Origin of the sequence: Paenibacillus sp. IHBB 10380 (genome assembly GCF_000949425.1) — a bacterium.
GTDB lineage: Bacteria > Bacillota > Bacilli > Paenibacillales > Paenibacillaceae > Paenibacillus_AQ.
In genome coordinates this window covers 4,140,747-4,156,952 of sequence record NZ_CP010976.1, presented here as the reverse complement: position 1 = coordinate 4,156,952, position 16,206 = coordinate 4,140,747, and the positions used below count along the sequence as shown (strand labels likewise).

Here is a 16,206-nt window from a genome sequence, read left to right as displayed (position 1 = left end):
CGGTATCGTTTTGAAGTATCGGAGTTCAAATTCCCCCCTTTCACTATTGGGGGGATTTATTTTTTATACTATTTTAAGAAAAGGACGAAGATGTATGCGATATTTTAATTACATTACAAAAGAGGTAGAAAAGCAGCTCTTCTTTTCTGCTCCACTCTCATTTAATAACACTTCGAATCAGGAGGTGCTTGCTTATGCGATTGGCGCAGCATTATACTGCCCTGCGACTAGACAAACGATCGCTGAGGATATCCTGACCCAAAAGAATGAAGGGCTCACAACGATGGTCATTGATTTGGAGGATGCGATTGGTGATAACCAAATTGATTTAGCAGAGGAATCCCTTCTTCAGCAAATTTTCGGTATTTCCTCATTCCTAAAGATCGGTTCCCTTGCTTATAACAACTTACCGCTTTTGTTTATACGTGTAAGAAGTGCGGAACAAATGAAGCGTATGATTGCGAAGCTGGAGGAAAATATCACCTTAATCACGGGGTTTATTCTACCCAAATTCACACCTGAGAATGGTACGGCGTATTTCGACGTAATCTCAGGGTATAACAGAGCTAAGAGTCCATCGTCTCCTACGTTGTATGGCTTGCCAATTTTAGAGACGGCATCTGTCATTTATAAGGAGTTACGGATGGATACTCTTCTTGGGATCAAGAGAATATTAGACGATAATAAAGAGTTTGTTCTTAACGTCAGAATTGGAGCAACTGATTTTTCCAGCTTGTTTGGATTAAGAAGAAGCCCTGATATGACGATTTATGATATTGCACCGATCCGTGACTGCATTTCGGACATCATAAATATCTTTGGAAGAATGGATTCTCCCTATGTCATTTCCGGTCCTGTATGGGAATACTTCGCTTCCCGTGAACGAGTATTAAAACCACAGTTAAGACTAACACCTTTTGAAGAAATATTGGGGCAGCCCGGTCGTAAGTTACGAATGGAATTCATCACCAATTACGTAGACGGTTTGATTCATGAAGCGATGATGGATAAGGAGAATGGGATAATTGGAAAGACCATCATTCACCCATCGCATATTAAACCTGTTCAATCTCTTTACGTCGTTACTCATGAAGAGTTCGTTGATGCAACCAGTATCGTGGCAAACAATAATGATTACCTTGGAGTTCTTAAAAGTGAATATTCTAATAAAATGAACGAAATCAAACCGCATCTAAATTGGGCGCAGCGGATAATTGCAAGATCAAAAATATATGGGGTGCTACATGAAGAACAAAACTATATCTCCTTACTATCAAACCACGAACACGCATACGTTTAATATACTAGGAGATTTATCTGTAACCGTTTCTGTTAAAGAGAATCCATTTCAATTACCGCTAGATTCACTGTTCTCAATGGCAGCAAGGATAAACAAGAAGAGGGCTTTTCTCTTTGTAAGCAAGATCTTAGGAAAGCACATACCTGTTGATCCCTATATATCTTTATTAAGTGGAGCGGCGTTGTCTCTATTATTGTTTAAAGAATTGAATGAAAATAATGAACAAACGGTGGAGCTTCTTTCTGAGATCCTTAACGGTTTAACTGGCTCAACAGACGCGGGAACGGTTTATCGCAAAATCCAGCAAAGCCGGTTAGTATTACCTGCCCCCGTTAAGTTTATTGGCTTTGCTGAAACCGCTACAGCATTGGGACACAGCATGTATAACGTATTTGATGGCGGTTGTACGTATATTCACACAACACGCGAGCTAATCCCATCCATGACCTCGTTAATTAACTTCGATGAGGAACATTCGCACGCTGTATCTCACCGATGTTATGCAATTGATGCAGATGTTATAGCTGGTGAAGAAACCGTCGTATTGGTCGATGATGAGATTACAACGGGGAAGACTGCACTTAATATCATTAAGGATATTCAGGCGAAATTCCCCCGTAAAATCTATATTGTTGCGTCTCTCTTAGATTGGAGAACACCTGAGGATGAACAGCGTTATATGGAATTGGAGCAACAACTGGATATCACGATCAAGTTATTGTCTCTTATTAAGGGGACAATTGAGGTTCAGGGTGATCCAATCTTATCTGTTCCTCAAGAAGCAATATTATTAGTCTCTGTTATTCCAGCAACTGAGTTTATTTATCTGAATGATCTTTTCGAATCGTCCAGAGGAGAATCTCTAAACAGCGAAGGATACATGAATGGTGCACCTTATACTAAGGGAACTGGAAGGTTCGGTATTCAACAGATCGACAACCGAAAGACTGATTCGAGTGTCTCGGCAGCTGCCAAAAGATTGGCTGGATATAGGAAAGGTGAGAATACTCTATGTCTTGGTACTGGTGAATTCATGTACATTCCTATGAGAATCGCAAGCGAGATGGGCGAGAATGTGTCTTATCATTCCACTACCCGCAGCCCAATTCATTCTGTACATCATACAGATTACGCGGTAAAACATGGCGTTTCGTTTCCGTCACCAGATGATTATGGATTAGCCAATTTCGTTTATAATATTTCCCCCGGCCAGTATGAGGATCTTTTTCTTTTCTTAGAGCGGGATCATTCTATAGAAAGTATCGAGCCAATGCTCCAATCTTTTCGCACGAAGGGATTCACAAAAATCAACGTTGTTATTTGCGGTCCCAAGTTTCATTCATTGAAAGGAGATAACGTATGAACGCGACTTCACATGAAAAAATATATGACAGGGTTATTAAGAAGCCCGAACAGATGGGAAGTTATAGCGAATCTGATGTCATCTTCTTGTTAAAGAATTTAAGTGAGATAAATCTTGAGAAGGAAACGAATGATCGTGAACAGGCTATACAATCAGGCGTGCATTACTCTGAAATGCTTCCTGTTGAATATCAACCAACGCCTGAATATATCCAACTGTTCAAAGATACGTTGGATGAGTCTGCAGAAAAGGTTGCACTTGCTGCAGGGGTCGTTGCAGAGCTTATTATGAAAAAACGGGGTGGGAATGTCGCCCTCATTTCTTTGGCTCGAGCGGGAACACCCATTGGAATTCTTATAAAAAGATATATCACTTTTCGTTATCAGATCGATCTTCCTCATTACAGTATTTCAATTATCAGAGGAAAGGGTATTGACGAGAATGCCTTGAAGTACATTTTTCAGCAGCATGGTTTGGATACACCATTGCAGTTCGTGGATGGTTGGACCGGTAAAGGGGCTATTCGGAAAGTGCTCATTGATGCTTGTCGTGACTTCAAAGATAAATACGACATCTCATTGGATGATGATTTGGCCGTCCTCGCTGATCCTGGTTTTTGTTCGGATACGTTTGGTACGAGAGAGGATTATCTTATTCCTAGTGCGTGCCTAAATTCGACGGTTTCGGGTTTAATGAGTCGTACAGTGTTGCGACATGATTTGATAGACCAAGATGACTTTCATGGAGCTAAATACTACAAGGAATGGTTAGGGGATGATCTATCCAACCATTTTATCGATGTGGTAGCAGGCTATTTCCCTAAGATTGCTACAGCCGCAGAAGAAGAAGCCATAAAAATGATTTCGTTACCCGCAGAAGTTACTTGGCAGGGGATGAAAGATATAGAGTCTATCCAAAGGGAATATGCGATTTCCGATGTTAATCTGGTTAAACCAGGAGTTGGTGAGACAACAAGGGTTCTTCTGAGAAGAGTTCCATGGAAAATACTTGTTGATCGTATGGACAATCCGAATTTGAACCATATTCTTCTTCTGGCAAAGGATCGGAATGTACCCGTTGAGGTATACCCAGGACTTAATTATTCCTGTTGTGGAATAATTAAACCGCTTAAGGGGGAGATAGAGTGATCTACGCCAGCGATTTAGATCAAACCCTAATCTACTCAACGCGTTCTGTTGGACTTGCGCTAGATTCCCCTCTAATCATGGCGGCGGAAACCGTGAACGGGAAGATAACTTCTTATATTTCAATTCAAGCATGCTCGATTCTTACAACAATGGCGAAGGAAATGGAGTTCATACCGGTCACAACAAGAACTATGGAACAGTACAACCGAATTGAACTGTTTCGTGAAGTCATTCAGCCAAAGTATGCTATTACAAGCAATGGCGGCAACATACTGTTTGATGGAATTCCAGATTTAGAATGGAATCAATTTGTTCATGACGATATTGTGGGTAAGTCTGCCTCAGCCAATGAGGTAAAGACATTATTCGATCAGATTGGGAATGATGATTGGATATTAGGCGAACGGTTTTGTGATGAGCTATTTTTCTCAATAGTCATCAACCGAGAGAAAATGCCGTTGGATGAAGTGCATCAAGTTTCAAAAGAAATAAGAAATCTGGGATGGGAGGTATCCGTTCAGGGTAGAAAGATATACCTGGTACCCATCTCCGTGAGCAAGAGCGCTGCTCTTTCACATCTTCAGCAGCGTATTGGAGCAGATATCATCGTGGCATCGGGCGACTCACTTCTGGATAGATGTTTATTAGATTATGCAACGCATCCAATAGCACCAAAGCACGGGGAGCTCTATCGGGAGGAATTAAGGTTTCCGGGTACCATGGCGTATTCATTTACCTCTACATCCGGAGTTCTTGCAGCAGATGAGATTATGAAGTTTGTATCTAAAGTGAGTTACTCAAATGACAAGGTTATGGCCAATAAAATCGAAAGGGGATAAATATGAAGAAGAATGCACGAATTTGGTTTAATCGTTGGTTCTCTGTTGCATATCACTACATGAACCATATTAAGAATAATTCAGATGGACTTGAAGTGGAGTTGTATGGTACCCATCCGGACCCTAAACATATGTCTCTTCAGGCATGCAACCATGTAGAGGTAGAGCCGCAGTTGGACGGTTACGAATATGTGGAATTTTGTCTCGATTTCTGCCGCCGACACCAAATAGATGTCTTTGTTCCGCGCCTTAATATGTTTCATATTGCCAAGCACATCGCTTTATTCGAAGAGATTGGGACAAGGGTTATCGTATGTCAAGATGTGGATCTCCTTGAGAAGCTGATGGACAAGGACTTATTTTATCAATCTGTAAAACCAACTGGAATCATGGTTGTGCCTGATTATCACATTGTTCGAAATGCGAATCAATTCAAAGAAGCATACGAAGATCTCGTGAACAAGGGACATAAAGTGTGTTTTAAACCGACCAATTTGGAGGGTGGATTGGGCTTCCGGATAATCGACAACGAACGGAATGAGCTTCAGGATATGTTCGGCGCGATCAATAAGTATTTGTCATTTGAAGAAGCGTATCGGATACTTTCCGGTGTAGAGGAATTTAATGATTTGATGGTCATGGAACTCCTAGATGGTTTTGAGTTTAGCATAGATTGCTTATCTGATCCTGCTGGCAAACTTCTAGCAGCAGTTCCACGCCGTAAAGCTGGCGGCCGTCTTCGCTCCATGGAGAATATTCCTGAGCTTCTGGACATTGCTCAAAAAGTAGCTGATACATATAAGATACCTTATATCTTTAACGTACAGATGAAGTATAAAGACGGAGTGCCAAAACTTCTTGAAATTAATCCCAGGATGTCGGGTGGTTTGCATGTCACTTGTTTAACGGGGATAAATTTCCCTTATTTGGCAGTGAAAATGGCTCTAGGTGGCCATGTGGAACTACAAAATCCTCAATACGACATTATCGGAAGTCATGTAGAAATGCCAATGCTTATGAAAGATTTCCATTTGAAAAACAAAGTTTTAATGCATGAAAATTTGTGATTATTCAGAAGCCATGTTCTGATCTTATTAGCCACCCTTTGAGGTGGTTTATTTGACAATATTCTCCCTGAATTCTAATCTTATGTGTAAGAAGGAATAAGAATTGATTGGATAAATAAATATTGAAAATGAGAGAGATGGGGGAATGAATATGTTTATGGGAAAGTTGAAGCCCTTAGGGGGAGCCCTGATTGGTTATTTAGTTGGATTGGTCTGTAGCAGCTTCTTGCCGGACTTCTTATTCCTTTTATTCCCGATAATCGGAGGGGGGCTCGCACTCTTGTTGGGTAATCAAAAGAATACTGGACAGAAAACACACAATATTCCTGATGTGATACCGGTACAAGAAGCCGTATTGAATTCCAGTGATACATCATATCAATCGAACGGTATCGAGGCTTCAAAAGAAAAGATAAATCCGATGTTTCAACCTATTATAGAATATCTAGAAGTGATTGAAGACATGGTGATTTCCGAAGGACAACAGAATACTCTTGATAATGAAATTGTAGAAAAATCATGCTCTTTGTTTCTTCGATTGCATCGAGTCATTCCGCTTCTAAGCGACTTAAATAATGACGAAATCAATCATACGATTAATAGGCTCGTTTTAAAGGAACTAAACAGTGTTATTAATCCCTTCCTACGTTTAAGTGGTGAGGCAAAAATAAAGAATCGCCGCGTGCTCTTGAATGGTATTCGAGATGTGAACAATAAAATCTCTGATATCGTTGCAACGATCGAACACAAGGATTTATTGGAATTACAAACGAGGGCGGAAGTCATCCACAAACGGTATGCTAATTCCTAAAATGAAGAGGAGGTCAATTGAACATGTCTACACAGATCATTGAATTGAAAAAGGAAGATGAGCAGAAGGTTATTCAAGAAGCGTCAGAAATCATTCAGAAGGTTTCTCAGGCAGATACATTATCATTAGATACCCTAATGGACGAGGTAGGGAAATTGGGAGCCAAGACACAGGAAAAGGCTGGACAAGCTCTTACACAACTAGACCGACCAGTTAACGAATTGATGTCAGGGAAATCCGATAAGGTATCAAACCTGATTCTGTCTTTGAGAAACGAGTGCGAATCCTTACAACAAAGTAAAAATGTCGGATTCTTCGGCAAACTGGTTCGTAAATCGCCTATAAAAAATTACGTGTATAAGTATCAATCCGTTAAAACGAATATTGATGCGATCGTGGCTGGACTTAGGAGCGGGAAAGATACGCTTGAGGAAGATATTATCAGCATGAGAGTATTGAAGCGTAGCTCTCTCGAAGAAATTTACAATCTCCAGTATAAAATTGCAATGGGTAATAAATTGAAAGAGCTTTTCGAAATAGAGATTAATAATCCAGAGAATGAAAGCCGCAAAACATACTTGGAACGTGGACTGAGGAAGGTCGTTACCCGAATTATGTCCATGACCGAAGACATCATGCTCTTCAACCAAGCAATTGCAGCTACTGATATTGTTAATGACACAAACGATAAATTGATAGATTCCGTAAACAATGCAGTCTATAAGGCAGCAAATCTTATTAAAATATCGGCACTAATTACACTGGCGATAGAGAATCAAATAAAGGTAGCAAATGCTGTGGAAAGTGTGAACAGTACGATAGAGAACACATTCAAAGACAATGCGGCAATGCTTAAAACTACAACGGAAAAATCAGCTGAATTGCTAAAAAAACCAGCAATGTCTTTGGAAGCTGTTAATCAGGCTATGTCTGATTTGATGATCGCGCTGGATACATCCGAGAAATCGAATCGTGACATCATTGCTTCGTGTAACGAACTTACTCCAAAACTGACAGCTATTAATCAACAAATGACAAAACGTCTTGGATTGGAAGCAGGCACACAAACTACGGGCATTCAAGAGACTGCTGCTACAAGCGAATTGAGTAATATCCTTTATTAAGTACGTGAGACAGAAAGACGAATGATACTGATGTGAAGAGGGGCCGAGAGGTCTCTTTTTTGTTTAAAAAACAGTTATCCGAACATACTATTCATAGATGGACCTTCTTGTTCATATAGATAGATTAGAAGAGGAGATGATATTTATGATTTCTTATGTATGTCTCGGGATATTGATTTCAGTTTTAATTGTAATAACAAGCAACAACAGGGCAGAGTCCATAATAGAGTTACAAAAATAAGCTATTCAGAGCCTCCTAAGATGGGAGGCTTTCTTTTATATCTATACTCGATTAATTAGAAATCTGATAGAATTGACGTAATGATAAAAATTAGGAGGTTCGTTCAATGATAGACTTTTCATTTGAAATAATTAGCGATACTAATATTAACATGGAATACCAATATGGCAGTGAAACATTCAAACTCAATATTTACCTGAAACATGGATGCTGGACAATACATCCATTTGACGGTATTCTTTTGCAAAACCGCGAGCTTTGCAGAGTTGTGATGATTGATCTTTTTAAAAATAAAAGCTTTCAAATCATGCTAGCCAAGGAAAACATCCTATTATCTAGTTTGAGAACCTCAATTGATTTAGATCCTTCAAAGCAAGACCAAGACGAACCAACCCATAGTAGAGAAAGTGTTAACGATCGTATCAATCGAACAAGCGATTACAATGGTTATGTGGATCAAAACAGTTCATTACGGGATGTATTTGAGCAAGAAGTTAGACTGTGTGACGAAAAAATGGATATGTTCAACGACATCTTAAAACAAATGTTTATGGATAATTACGGTCCAGGGAACGATGAATTCGATAAAATCCAAGCGCTTGTTCGTACATACAAAGAGACCCAAGGTAAAATTATAAAAATAATGGAAGATGTAATAGGCTAACTAGATATCAGAATAGAAGAAGGAGAGGCGATTCTTTTTGAACATTAATCTGCACAAACAAAATGCACAACTGGTCTTAACTAAAATGGATTTGACGAAAGTGCAAGCTCGAATAGGACTTGTATTGGATGGTTCGGGATCAATGAGAAAACTCTACAAGGGTGGGGTTGTACAAAAGGTGATTGAACGGATACTGGCGGTAGCCATCCATTTCGACGATGACGGGTCTCTCGATTGTTGGATTTATGACACTAAGTTCTCTAGATTACCAGCTGCAACAGAGAAGAACATAGAAGGTTACGTCGAAAAGTACATACTCAACAATGAGAAGATATCAAAATTCGGTAGGAACGATGAGCCCCCAGTCATGCGGGATGTGATCAAGAAATTTACGGTGGAGGATACGAGTAACCTACCAGCATACGTCGTTTTTATCAATGATGGTGGAGTGAAACGAGGGTCCGGAGATACGATTGACAAAGTAGTAATCCATTCCTCCAGCAAACCAATCTTCTGGCAATTTGTCGGAATAGGAGAGTCGGAATTTGGTGTCCTGAGAAAGCTGGATACGATCGCAGGTCGCGTTGTGGATAACGCAAACTTTTTTAATCTTAATGATATTGAATCCATTAGTGATACTGATCTTTATGAGCGTCTGTTTGATGAGTTCCCCAATTGGTTGAAGATAGCTAAGGTAGCCAATATCATTCAATAATTAATGGAAATACTTATTAGATAGCGATCTTCACTACAAATTGTTTGTCGAAGTCGGCCCTTATTATTAACCGGAATATCGAAACGATTGCCTCTGGTTATTCGACGAAGCTCCTCGCCAGGTTTGAATCAGTTGGGTCACACCAGCAATAGAATTGAGGTTTGGCACCAAGGGCGCCAACTGTCAGCCATCCAGAAATCCTGTTCAGCCCAGTATACCTTATTATGATGTAATGAGCGCCCATGATATCATTTGTGAGGGGGAGCGACTTTCCTTCGGTGTAACGAGTTCAACAATTATAGTAAAGAAGGTTTAAATAAATGACACATACAGAACAACAGATCTATCGATTCAGTGAATCGCCCATTTGGGAGCTACAGCGATCCTATTATGAAGAGCAGGGGATGAAGGCTTGGCAGAGTGAAGAAGTCCCACATTACATAACGAATAATTCATTTATTGCAGTGGCTTATGCGGAGATGATATTTGGGTTTCTTCAAGATAGAGCTAGCTTAGGCTATACAAGTGAACCGGTCACGATTCTTGAGCTTGGAGCAGGTTCGGGTCGATTAGCGTTCTATATTCTTAAGGAGTTGTGCGAGTTAAGGGATTTTGCCAATATCCCACTTCCTCCTTTTCGTTATGTCATGAGTGATTTGCCTCTCAAAAATATAGCCTATTGGCAGCAGCATCCTAGTCTCTTAACATTTGTCCAACAGGGGGTTTTAGATTTTGCACATTTTGATGCTATGTATGATACAGAGCTTAATTTGACGCAATCTAACCTTGTTGTACGACCTGCTGACTTGCAGCAGCCATTGCTAGTGATTGCTAATTATTTTTTTGATAGTATTCCGCAAGAATTGATCTATGTGGGTGAAGGCAAGATTTTTGAGTGCAATGTTTCGCTACATTCTCCAGAAGGAACGACTAATCTTAATACATCAGATATGTTGGATAAACTCATCCCAGAGTATCATTATCGTAGAGCGCCCGAATACGAAGAGGATGCGTACCCGTATCACGCCGTTATAGGTCTGTATCAACAAAAGCTTGAGGATTCACATATTCTCTTTCCAGAGATTGGATTGGCATGTCTAGAACGACTTCGTCAGTTGTCGCAAGAGGGGTTCCTTCTGCTTACAGCAGATAAAGGTGACCACCGATTAGAGAACTGGGAATTTGCCGAGCCCCCAAGATTGGTTCATCACGGAAGCTTCTCTTTAACTGCAAATTATCAAGCCATTCAAACCTTTTTTGAGCAAAAAGGTGCACAGTCTTTCTTTACTACCCATCATTACAAAAACTTAAATGTTGGTTGTATTCTTATGCTTCAAGATCCCACAAGTCATGTAAATACCCGCCTAGCATATAAGCGGTTTATAGATCGCTTTGGACCAGATGATTTCTTTAGTATGAAAGAATGGTTTGATGAACATTTGGAACAAATGGAGCTACGCCAAATTTATTCCTTATGGCGATTAAGTGGCCACGATACTCAATGGTTTCTTCAGAGCACGGATCGTATAAAGAACCTACTTCCAATGAGTAGTGATGAAGAAATGAGTGACATCCATGATGGGATTCACTTCATGTGGTCACGCTACTATCCCATGGACGAGAATCATGATTTGGCTATAGAGTGTGGCATGGTATTGTTTGAAATGGATTTGTTCGAGGAGGCGTTGTTTTTCTTTGAACGATCACGAAATGTGAGTAAGGCGGATGCCAACGTAATGTATAATATGGCAATTTGCTACGATGAGGTTGGTATTGAAGAAACGGCATTGGACTACACTCGTCGAGCTTTAGCCATGGAGCCCGAGCATGAAGGGGCTTTGTCACTTCTAGAGAGTTGGGGAGTCACTCGGGAACTATAATTAGGATTGTTGAGGATAATTAATAAAATGAGCGATTTCCTTTCACTAGGGTAACGAATGTCTATTGCATTCGAATTTCCCTGTAGGAATCGCTCATTCTAACATAATGAAGATAGAAGAAACACCATTCACCCTGCATTGAACGTTATTACCCATGAATAGACATCAGGATAAATACGCTATAAAAAACGGCGTAAAAGATACCTAAGGCAACAAAAACAAGAAAAACCTGGCTTTCGCGTTTATACTCTGGTTTGTTCATTTGAAGTCATCCCCTTTTTTAATTTGTGAATGTTTTGTGTCTTTTTATAATTATTGAACATTCTGTGACAAATAGCAAATGCAAATTTGAGATCAATTGCAAACGGATTAATGCTTTTTATGAATATCAGCTATATACCAGCATCATAAGAAGAACCCTTACACAGATATGTAAGGGTTCTTCTTATGAATTAGTGTGAAATTAGTTATGAAATGGATGAGCGCTCATGTAAAAAGTCTGATGGAGAGTTGCCTGTAATTCGCTTAAATATACGGTAGAAATAGGAGACGTCGTTATAACCTACAAATGTAGATATCTCATCTATCGTTAACTGTGATTCTGTGAGTACATACATGGCTGTTTTGATTCTCTGGTTGTGTACATATTGACTAATGGTCTGATTAGTAACGCTACGAAATAGAGTTGCAGCATAATTGGGTGTTTTTTTGATAACTTCACCCAGTTCATACTTAGTCACTTTTTCACGGTAATGTTTCTGAATATAATCCTTCATACTATCCACCTGTCGATGTGTTTCTGGAGGGATTACGCCACGATCCCATTCTTGATTCATATATATCAACGCCTCGGTAAGCAACGCCTCCGCCATCATCACATAATATGAAGGTTGTTCCAGCCATTGATTCAGTATTGTCTTAAAACGTTCATAAATTAATTCATAGCATCCTAGTTTCTGTTTCATTAATCCATATGAACTAAGGATAGGTAGTGTAACGCCTGTGCATGATTTGTTGAAATTAATCACATACTTGGTATGGAATACTGTGGGAATACTCTTCCCATAATACGGAACATGGCTTGGTATGAGCAGGATATCTCCCTTTTCCATGATGATCTTGTTCTCATTCACCCAGTATACGCACTTCCCGTAGGTCATCAGACTTAAGTGCCAAGTCTCCTCATCTAATGTTCGTTCTTCGTACCAATCTACTCCGTTATCTTGATGGACATCTGTCACAACTATGATAATAATCGCTCCCAATAATCATACTATAGTGCAATCATTATACTATAGTTCATAGTGCCATTCTTGAATAGAAGATACAATTGAAAAAAAACGAGGAGGAATAAATAATGCTAAAAACAAAAATTATATGTACTATGGGACCTGCATGTGACTCCGTTTCGGTATTGAAAGAAATGATTCAAGCGGGGATGACAGTAGGTAGATTAAATATGGCTCACGGAGAGCTTGAGGATCATGTGAAAAGAATCGAGAATGTTCGCCAAGCGGCAAAAGAGATGAATACCTTTATCCCCATTATGATGGATATCAAGGGGCCAGAGGTTCGTATAGGTAAATTGAAAGAAGCATCATGTGAGCTAGTCGTTGGTAATGAGCTTATTCTGACGACGGAAGAGGTACTTGGTGACGCTAGTCGGATTTCTGTCAATTATCCAGATATGACACAAGTCATTAAGCCCAATGATCGGATTCTGATTGATGATGGACTTGTAGACCTGACTGTTCTTGCTATTAAGGGTCATGATATTCACTGTCGAATCGTTAGTGGTGGAACATTGAAGCCTAGAAAAGGGGTCAATCTTCCTGGAATTCAAACCACTCTACCTGGTGTGACTGAACGCGACGTTCTTCATATTGGATTCGGGTTAAAGCATGACATCGAGATTATAGCTGCTTCATTCGTAAGAAAAGCAGAAGATATTATGGAAATTCGTAGCATTCTTAAAGAACATAAAGCGGAGCATGTACAGATTATTTCTAAAATTGAGAATGAAGAAGGCGTTATTAATCTAAATGCTATCATTGAAGCCTCCGATGGAATTATGGTGGCACGTGGAGACTTGGGCGTAGAAGTTCCAATTGAAGACGTACCAAGAATGCAGAAAGAAATGATTGATAAATGTAACTTAGCAGGTAAGCCTGTTATTGTTGCTACTCATATGCTTGAATCCATGCAGGTTAATCCACGTCCGACAAGAGCCGAGGTTAGTGACGTCTCAAATGCAGTGCTTCAAGGAGCGGATGTAGTGATGCTGTCAGGTGAATCAGCTGCAGGTAAATATCCTGTTCAATCGGTTCAGACGATGGCGGCTATTGCTAGAAAAGCGGAAGAGATGATCGACTACAAATCTGAATTTGACAAGAAGAGATCACAGCAGAACACAAACATTACAGAAGTCATTAGCCAGAACGTGGTGAGATCCTCTCTTGAGCTGAACGCGAAAGCGATCATTACATCTACAGAGAGCGGTTTTACAGCACGTATGGTTTCCAAATATCGTCCTAAAGCACCGATTATCGCGATTACACAGCATGAGAATGTGTTGGCTAAGATTTGTCTTCTTTCGGGTGTCATTCCTGTCAAAGGGGATAAGGTGACATCGACAGATGAAATGATCGAGTCATCTATTCGTAACGCAGCACAGACAGGATATATTGAAGTAGGAGATACGGTTGTTATTTCTGCAGGAGTACCTTTAGGCGCGGGTACAACGAATTTGATTAAGATTCAACAGGTATAATAGTTAAGAATTACAGAGAAGAGGATAAGGTATTAGCTGCTATAACGCAGTTAACCTTATCCTCTTCTTTGTTTATATCCATGCTTTAGTATCTAAGGGAAACAAATCAGGGTCTCGCTTGTATCTTGGGCTCAAAGTTCATGCATGGCTTACCGGAAGATCTTAATACGGTTAGACTTGGCATGGTATGTGTTTTAAACTCAAAAGCTTTACATCCCTTGGGGTACTTTGGATCCCATGTAACATAGAAATATTGGCATTTCATACAATCAATACGTGTAGTTTCAGTCATTTAAATTCCTCGTTATATCGTGTAAGATAACAATATTATACCTTAATCTACTAAAAGTTGTTCGTGATTTTTTAGCTTTTATAATCAAGGTATAGTGAAATTACTGATGGAAGTGGAGGGTGATCATGCAGGTATTGATTACGGTTATTATTGTGGTTGCTATCTTTTTTATGATCAGAAGTTTAAGTAAAACTTTTCGAAATAGGCGCCGTCAGCCTAACTATAAGAAACATCTAGTACCCAAGCAGCTTAACTTACAACGGGATGTCATATTGCGTGATGCTGAATCTCGCCTACAAGCGGGATTACCCAAACATTTCGTTAAACAGCTTAAGGGTAGAATGTTAGAGAAATACCCACGTATGTCTGAAGCTGAATTTGATTGGAAATTTTTTGAGCTGAAACGTTATTTCATGATGACAGCTATTATGAAATCTGTGCCTATGTATAGTGATTCGGTAGATGACATCTGGCATGAGATGTTAATGTTTACTCGCGAGTACCAAGAGTTCGGTGAAACGTTCATTGGCTCCTCCATTCATCATGCACCTCACTCAAGTACAGCGTCCTCACCTAATCCGGGTGAACGAGCTTGGTTCGAGTGGGTGTACAGTCAATTGTTCACTGTCTCTCCGTATACAGGAGCCATTTGGAAATCCTTCTTTCGTCATCCACTTGACATAACCCGCATTGAGGAACTTCTTCTAATGAGCGAAGAGTCATTAGTCAAAAGCCTGTTTAACCAACGGACAGTTGAACAATATCCGGAAATTCGGAGTGTGGTTCATCTTTTGATTGCTAAGGCGAAACGACAAATTAGTGGAGCTGAGCACAATACAGCTTACGATGAAGCAAGGCCTTCGAGGGGAAATGCCGATTTCATGCCCTATATGGCGGGTGCGATGATGTTTCACTCTTATCAGAATGACAACGGGTTTGAAGAACATATGCAACAATATTCCTTAGAGGATGAGAAGAAGAAGGATACAGCAAATACGGGTGATTCTTCCGGATACATCTGCAACGGCTGGGATGAGAATTGTACGGATAACGGAAGTCATGATAGTAGCTCAGATAGTGGAGGAGGCGGTGGAGATAGTGGGTCGACATCAAGCTGTTCTTCGTCTAGTTGCTCTAGCTGTGGTGGGGGTGGAGATTAGCAATTACTCCGACAATAAATGGGGATAATTAAATTTAGATAGAAGCCATTAATCCAAATAGGAGGGAAAAACATATGGAAATTATGTATCATGGCCATTCATGTATTCAGATTTTTACAGGGGGAAAGTCTCTCATTATAGACCCATTCCTACGTGGCAATGAGCTCGCGATCACATTACCGGAAGAGATTAAGACAGATGCGGTTCTCTTAACCCATGCACATATAGATCATATCCTAGATGCAGAGCCCATTGCTAAAGCAAATGATATTCCCGTTGTTGCCAATGTGGAACTTGCCACTTATATGTCATGGAAGGGTGTCAAAACGATTGATATGAACATCGGTGGTACTGTTGATCTTGGTTTCGCCAAAGCTAAAATGATTCAAGCCTTTCATAGCTCTGGTATTGTATTGGAAGAAGAGCAACGGATTATGTATGCAGGTATGCCAGGAGGATATATCATTTCTGCAGAAGGGCTAACGATTCTTCATGCAGGTGATACGAGTCTTTTCGGGGATATGAAAATGTTCGGAGATCGTTATTCCATTGATATTGCCTTCGTTCCGATAGGAGACAAGTATACGATGGGCATTGATGATGCACTTCAAGCAGCCGAGTGGTATAACGCGAAGATGACTGTACCTGTTCATTATAATACATTCCCTCTTATTCAGCAGGATGCTCAAGCATTTGTGCAACAACTAGAGAGGAAAGGGTTAGCGGGTAAGGTTCTACAACCAGGTGAGGTAATAGATATGGAAAGAACAAATAAGTGATATGAATTATGAGAAAGTATCTGTCGAACAAACCACAAGTATGAATAGACATG

General features: G+C 40.0%; 14 protein-coding genes. 13 read left to right on the top strand and 1 reads right to left on the bottom strand.

What is annotated here, in order from left to right; genetic code table 11:
- Positions 1-94: 94 nt before the first annotated feature.
- The 10 genes from UB51_RS18870 to UB51_RS18825 all read left to right on the top strand — a co-directional run bounded on the left by UB51_RS18870 (position 95) and on the right by UB51_RS18825 (position 11,152).
- The gene (locus tag UB51_RS18870) at positions 95-1,300 is read left to right on the top strand and encodes an HpcH/HpaI aldolase/citrate lyase family protein (RefSeq protein WP_044878621.1); all 1,206 of its coding nucleotides are present in this window, start codon (positions 95-97) and stop codon (positions 1,298-1,300) included.
- Positions 1,245-2,663 carry a phosphoribosyltransferase family protein gene (locus tag UB51_RS18865; protein ID WP_044878620.1) on the top strand — a complete coding sequence of 473 codons (1,419 nt, stop codon included), beginning with the start codon at positions 1,245-1,247 and terminating at the stop codon, positions 2,661-2,663. The genes UB51_RS18870 and UB51_RS18865 overlap by 56 nt, the downstream gene beginning before the upstream one ends.
- Positions 2,660-3,811, top strand: a complete 1,152-nt coding sequence (locus tag UB51_RS18860; RefSeq protein ID WP_044878619.1) for a cysteine protease StiP family protein — start codon at positions 2,660-2,662, stop codon at positions 3,809-3,811. Before UB51_RS18865 ends, UB51_RS18860 begins: the two co-directional genes overlap by 4 nt.
- Positions 3,808-4,650 carry an HAD family hydrolase gene (locus UB51_RS18855; RefSeq protein ID WP_044878618.1) on the top strand — a complete coding sequence of 281 codons (843 nt, stop codon included), beginning with the start codon at positions 3,808-3,810 and terminating at the stop codon, positions 4,648-4,650. Before UB51_RS18860 ends, UB51_RS18855 begins: the two co-directional genes overlap by 4 nt.
- Before the next feature lie 2 nt (positions 4,651-4,652).
- On the top strand, positions 4,653-5,717 hold the full coding sequence (locus tag UB51_RS18850) for an ATP-grasp domain-containing protein (RefSeq protein WP_044878617.1): 1,065 nt from the start codon (positions 4,653-4,655) through the stop codon (positions 5,715-5,717).
- 151 nt (positions 5,718-5,868) lie between these two features.
- Complete coding sequence (locus UB51_RS18845; protein WP_445322335.1) at positions 5,869-6,528, top strand: hypothetical protein; 660 nt, start codon at positions 5,869-5,871, stop codon at positions 6,526-6,528.
- A gap of 23 nt (positions 6,529-6,551) precedes the next feature.
- Entirely contained in the window at positions 6,552-7,652 is a 1,101-nt protein-coding gene (locus UB51_RS18840; RefSeq protein ID WP_044878616.1) for a toxic anion resistance protein, read from the top strand.
- Between the two features lie 347 nt (positions 7,653-7,999).
- Complete coding sequence (locus tag UB51_RS18835; protein ID WP_044878615.1) at positions 8,000-8,557, top strand: hypothetical protein; 558 nt, start codon at positions 8,000-8,002, stop codon at positions 8,555-8,557.
- An 85-nt stretch (positions 8,558-8,642) separates the two neighbouring features.
- Entirely contained in the window at positions 8,643-9,272 is a 630-nt protein-coding gene (locus UB51_RS18830) for a vWA domain-containing protein (protein WP_044880289.1), read from the top strand.
- A gap of 320 nt (positions 9,273-9,592) precedes the next feature.
- The gene (locus tag UB51_RS18825) at positions 9,593-11,152 is read left to right on the top strand and encodes an SAM-dependent methyltransferase (RefSeq protein ID WP_044878614.1); all 1,560 of its coding nucleotides are present in this window, start codon (positions 9,593-9,595) and stop codon (positions 11,150-11,152) included.
- 467 nt (positions 11,153-11,619) lie between these two features.
- Here UB51_RS18825 and UB51_RS18820 read toward each other — a convergent pair whose 3' ends face one another.
- Positions 11,620-12,402 carry an AraC family transcriptional regulator gene (locus tag UB51_RS18820; RefSeq protein WP_044880288.1) on the bottom strand — a complete coding sequence of 261 codons (783 nt, stop codon included), beginning with the start codon at positions 12,400-12,402 and terminating at the stop codon, positions 11,620-11,622.
- Between the two features lie 107 nt (positions 12,403-12,509).
- Here UB51_RS18820 and pyk point away from each other — a divergent pair, with 107 nt between their 5' ends.
- The 3 genes from pyk (at position 12,510) to UB51_RS18805 (ending at position 16,153) form a co-directional block, all read left to right on the top strand.
- Positions 12,510-13,922, top strand: a complete 1,413-nt coding sequence (gene pyk / locus UB51_RS18815) for a pyruvate kinase (RefSeq protein WP_044878613.1) — start codon at positions 12,510-12,512, stop codon at positions 13,920-13,922.
- A 417-nt stretch (positions 13,923-14,339) separates the two neighbouring features.
- Complete coding sequence (locus UB51_RS18810) at positions 14,340-15,374, top strand: hypothetical protein (RefSeq protein WP_052676005.1); 1,035 nt, start codon at positions 14,340-14,342, stop codon at positions 15,372-15,374.
- A gap of 74 nt (positions 15,375-15,448) precedes the next feature.
- Entirely contained in the window at positions 15,449-16,153 is a 705-nt protein-coding gene (locus UB51_RS18805; RefSeq protein WP_044878612.1) for a metal-dependent hydrolase, read from the top strand.
- Positions 16,154-16,206: the final 53 nt, after the last annotated feature.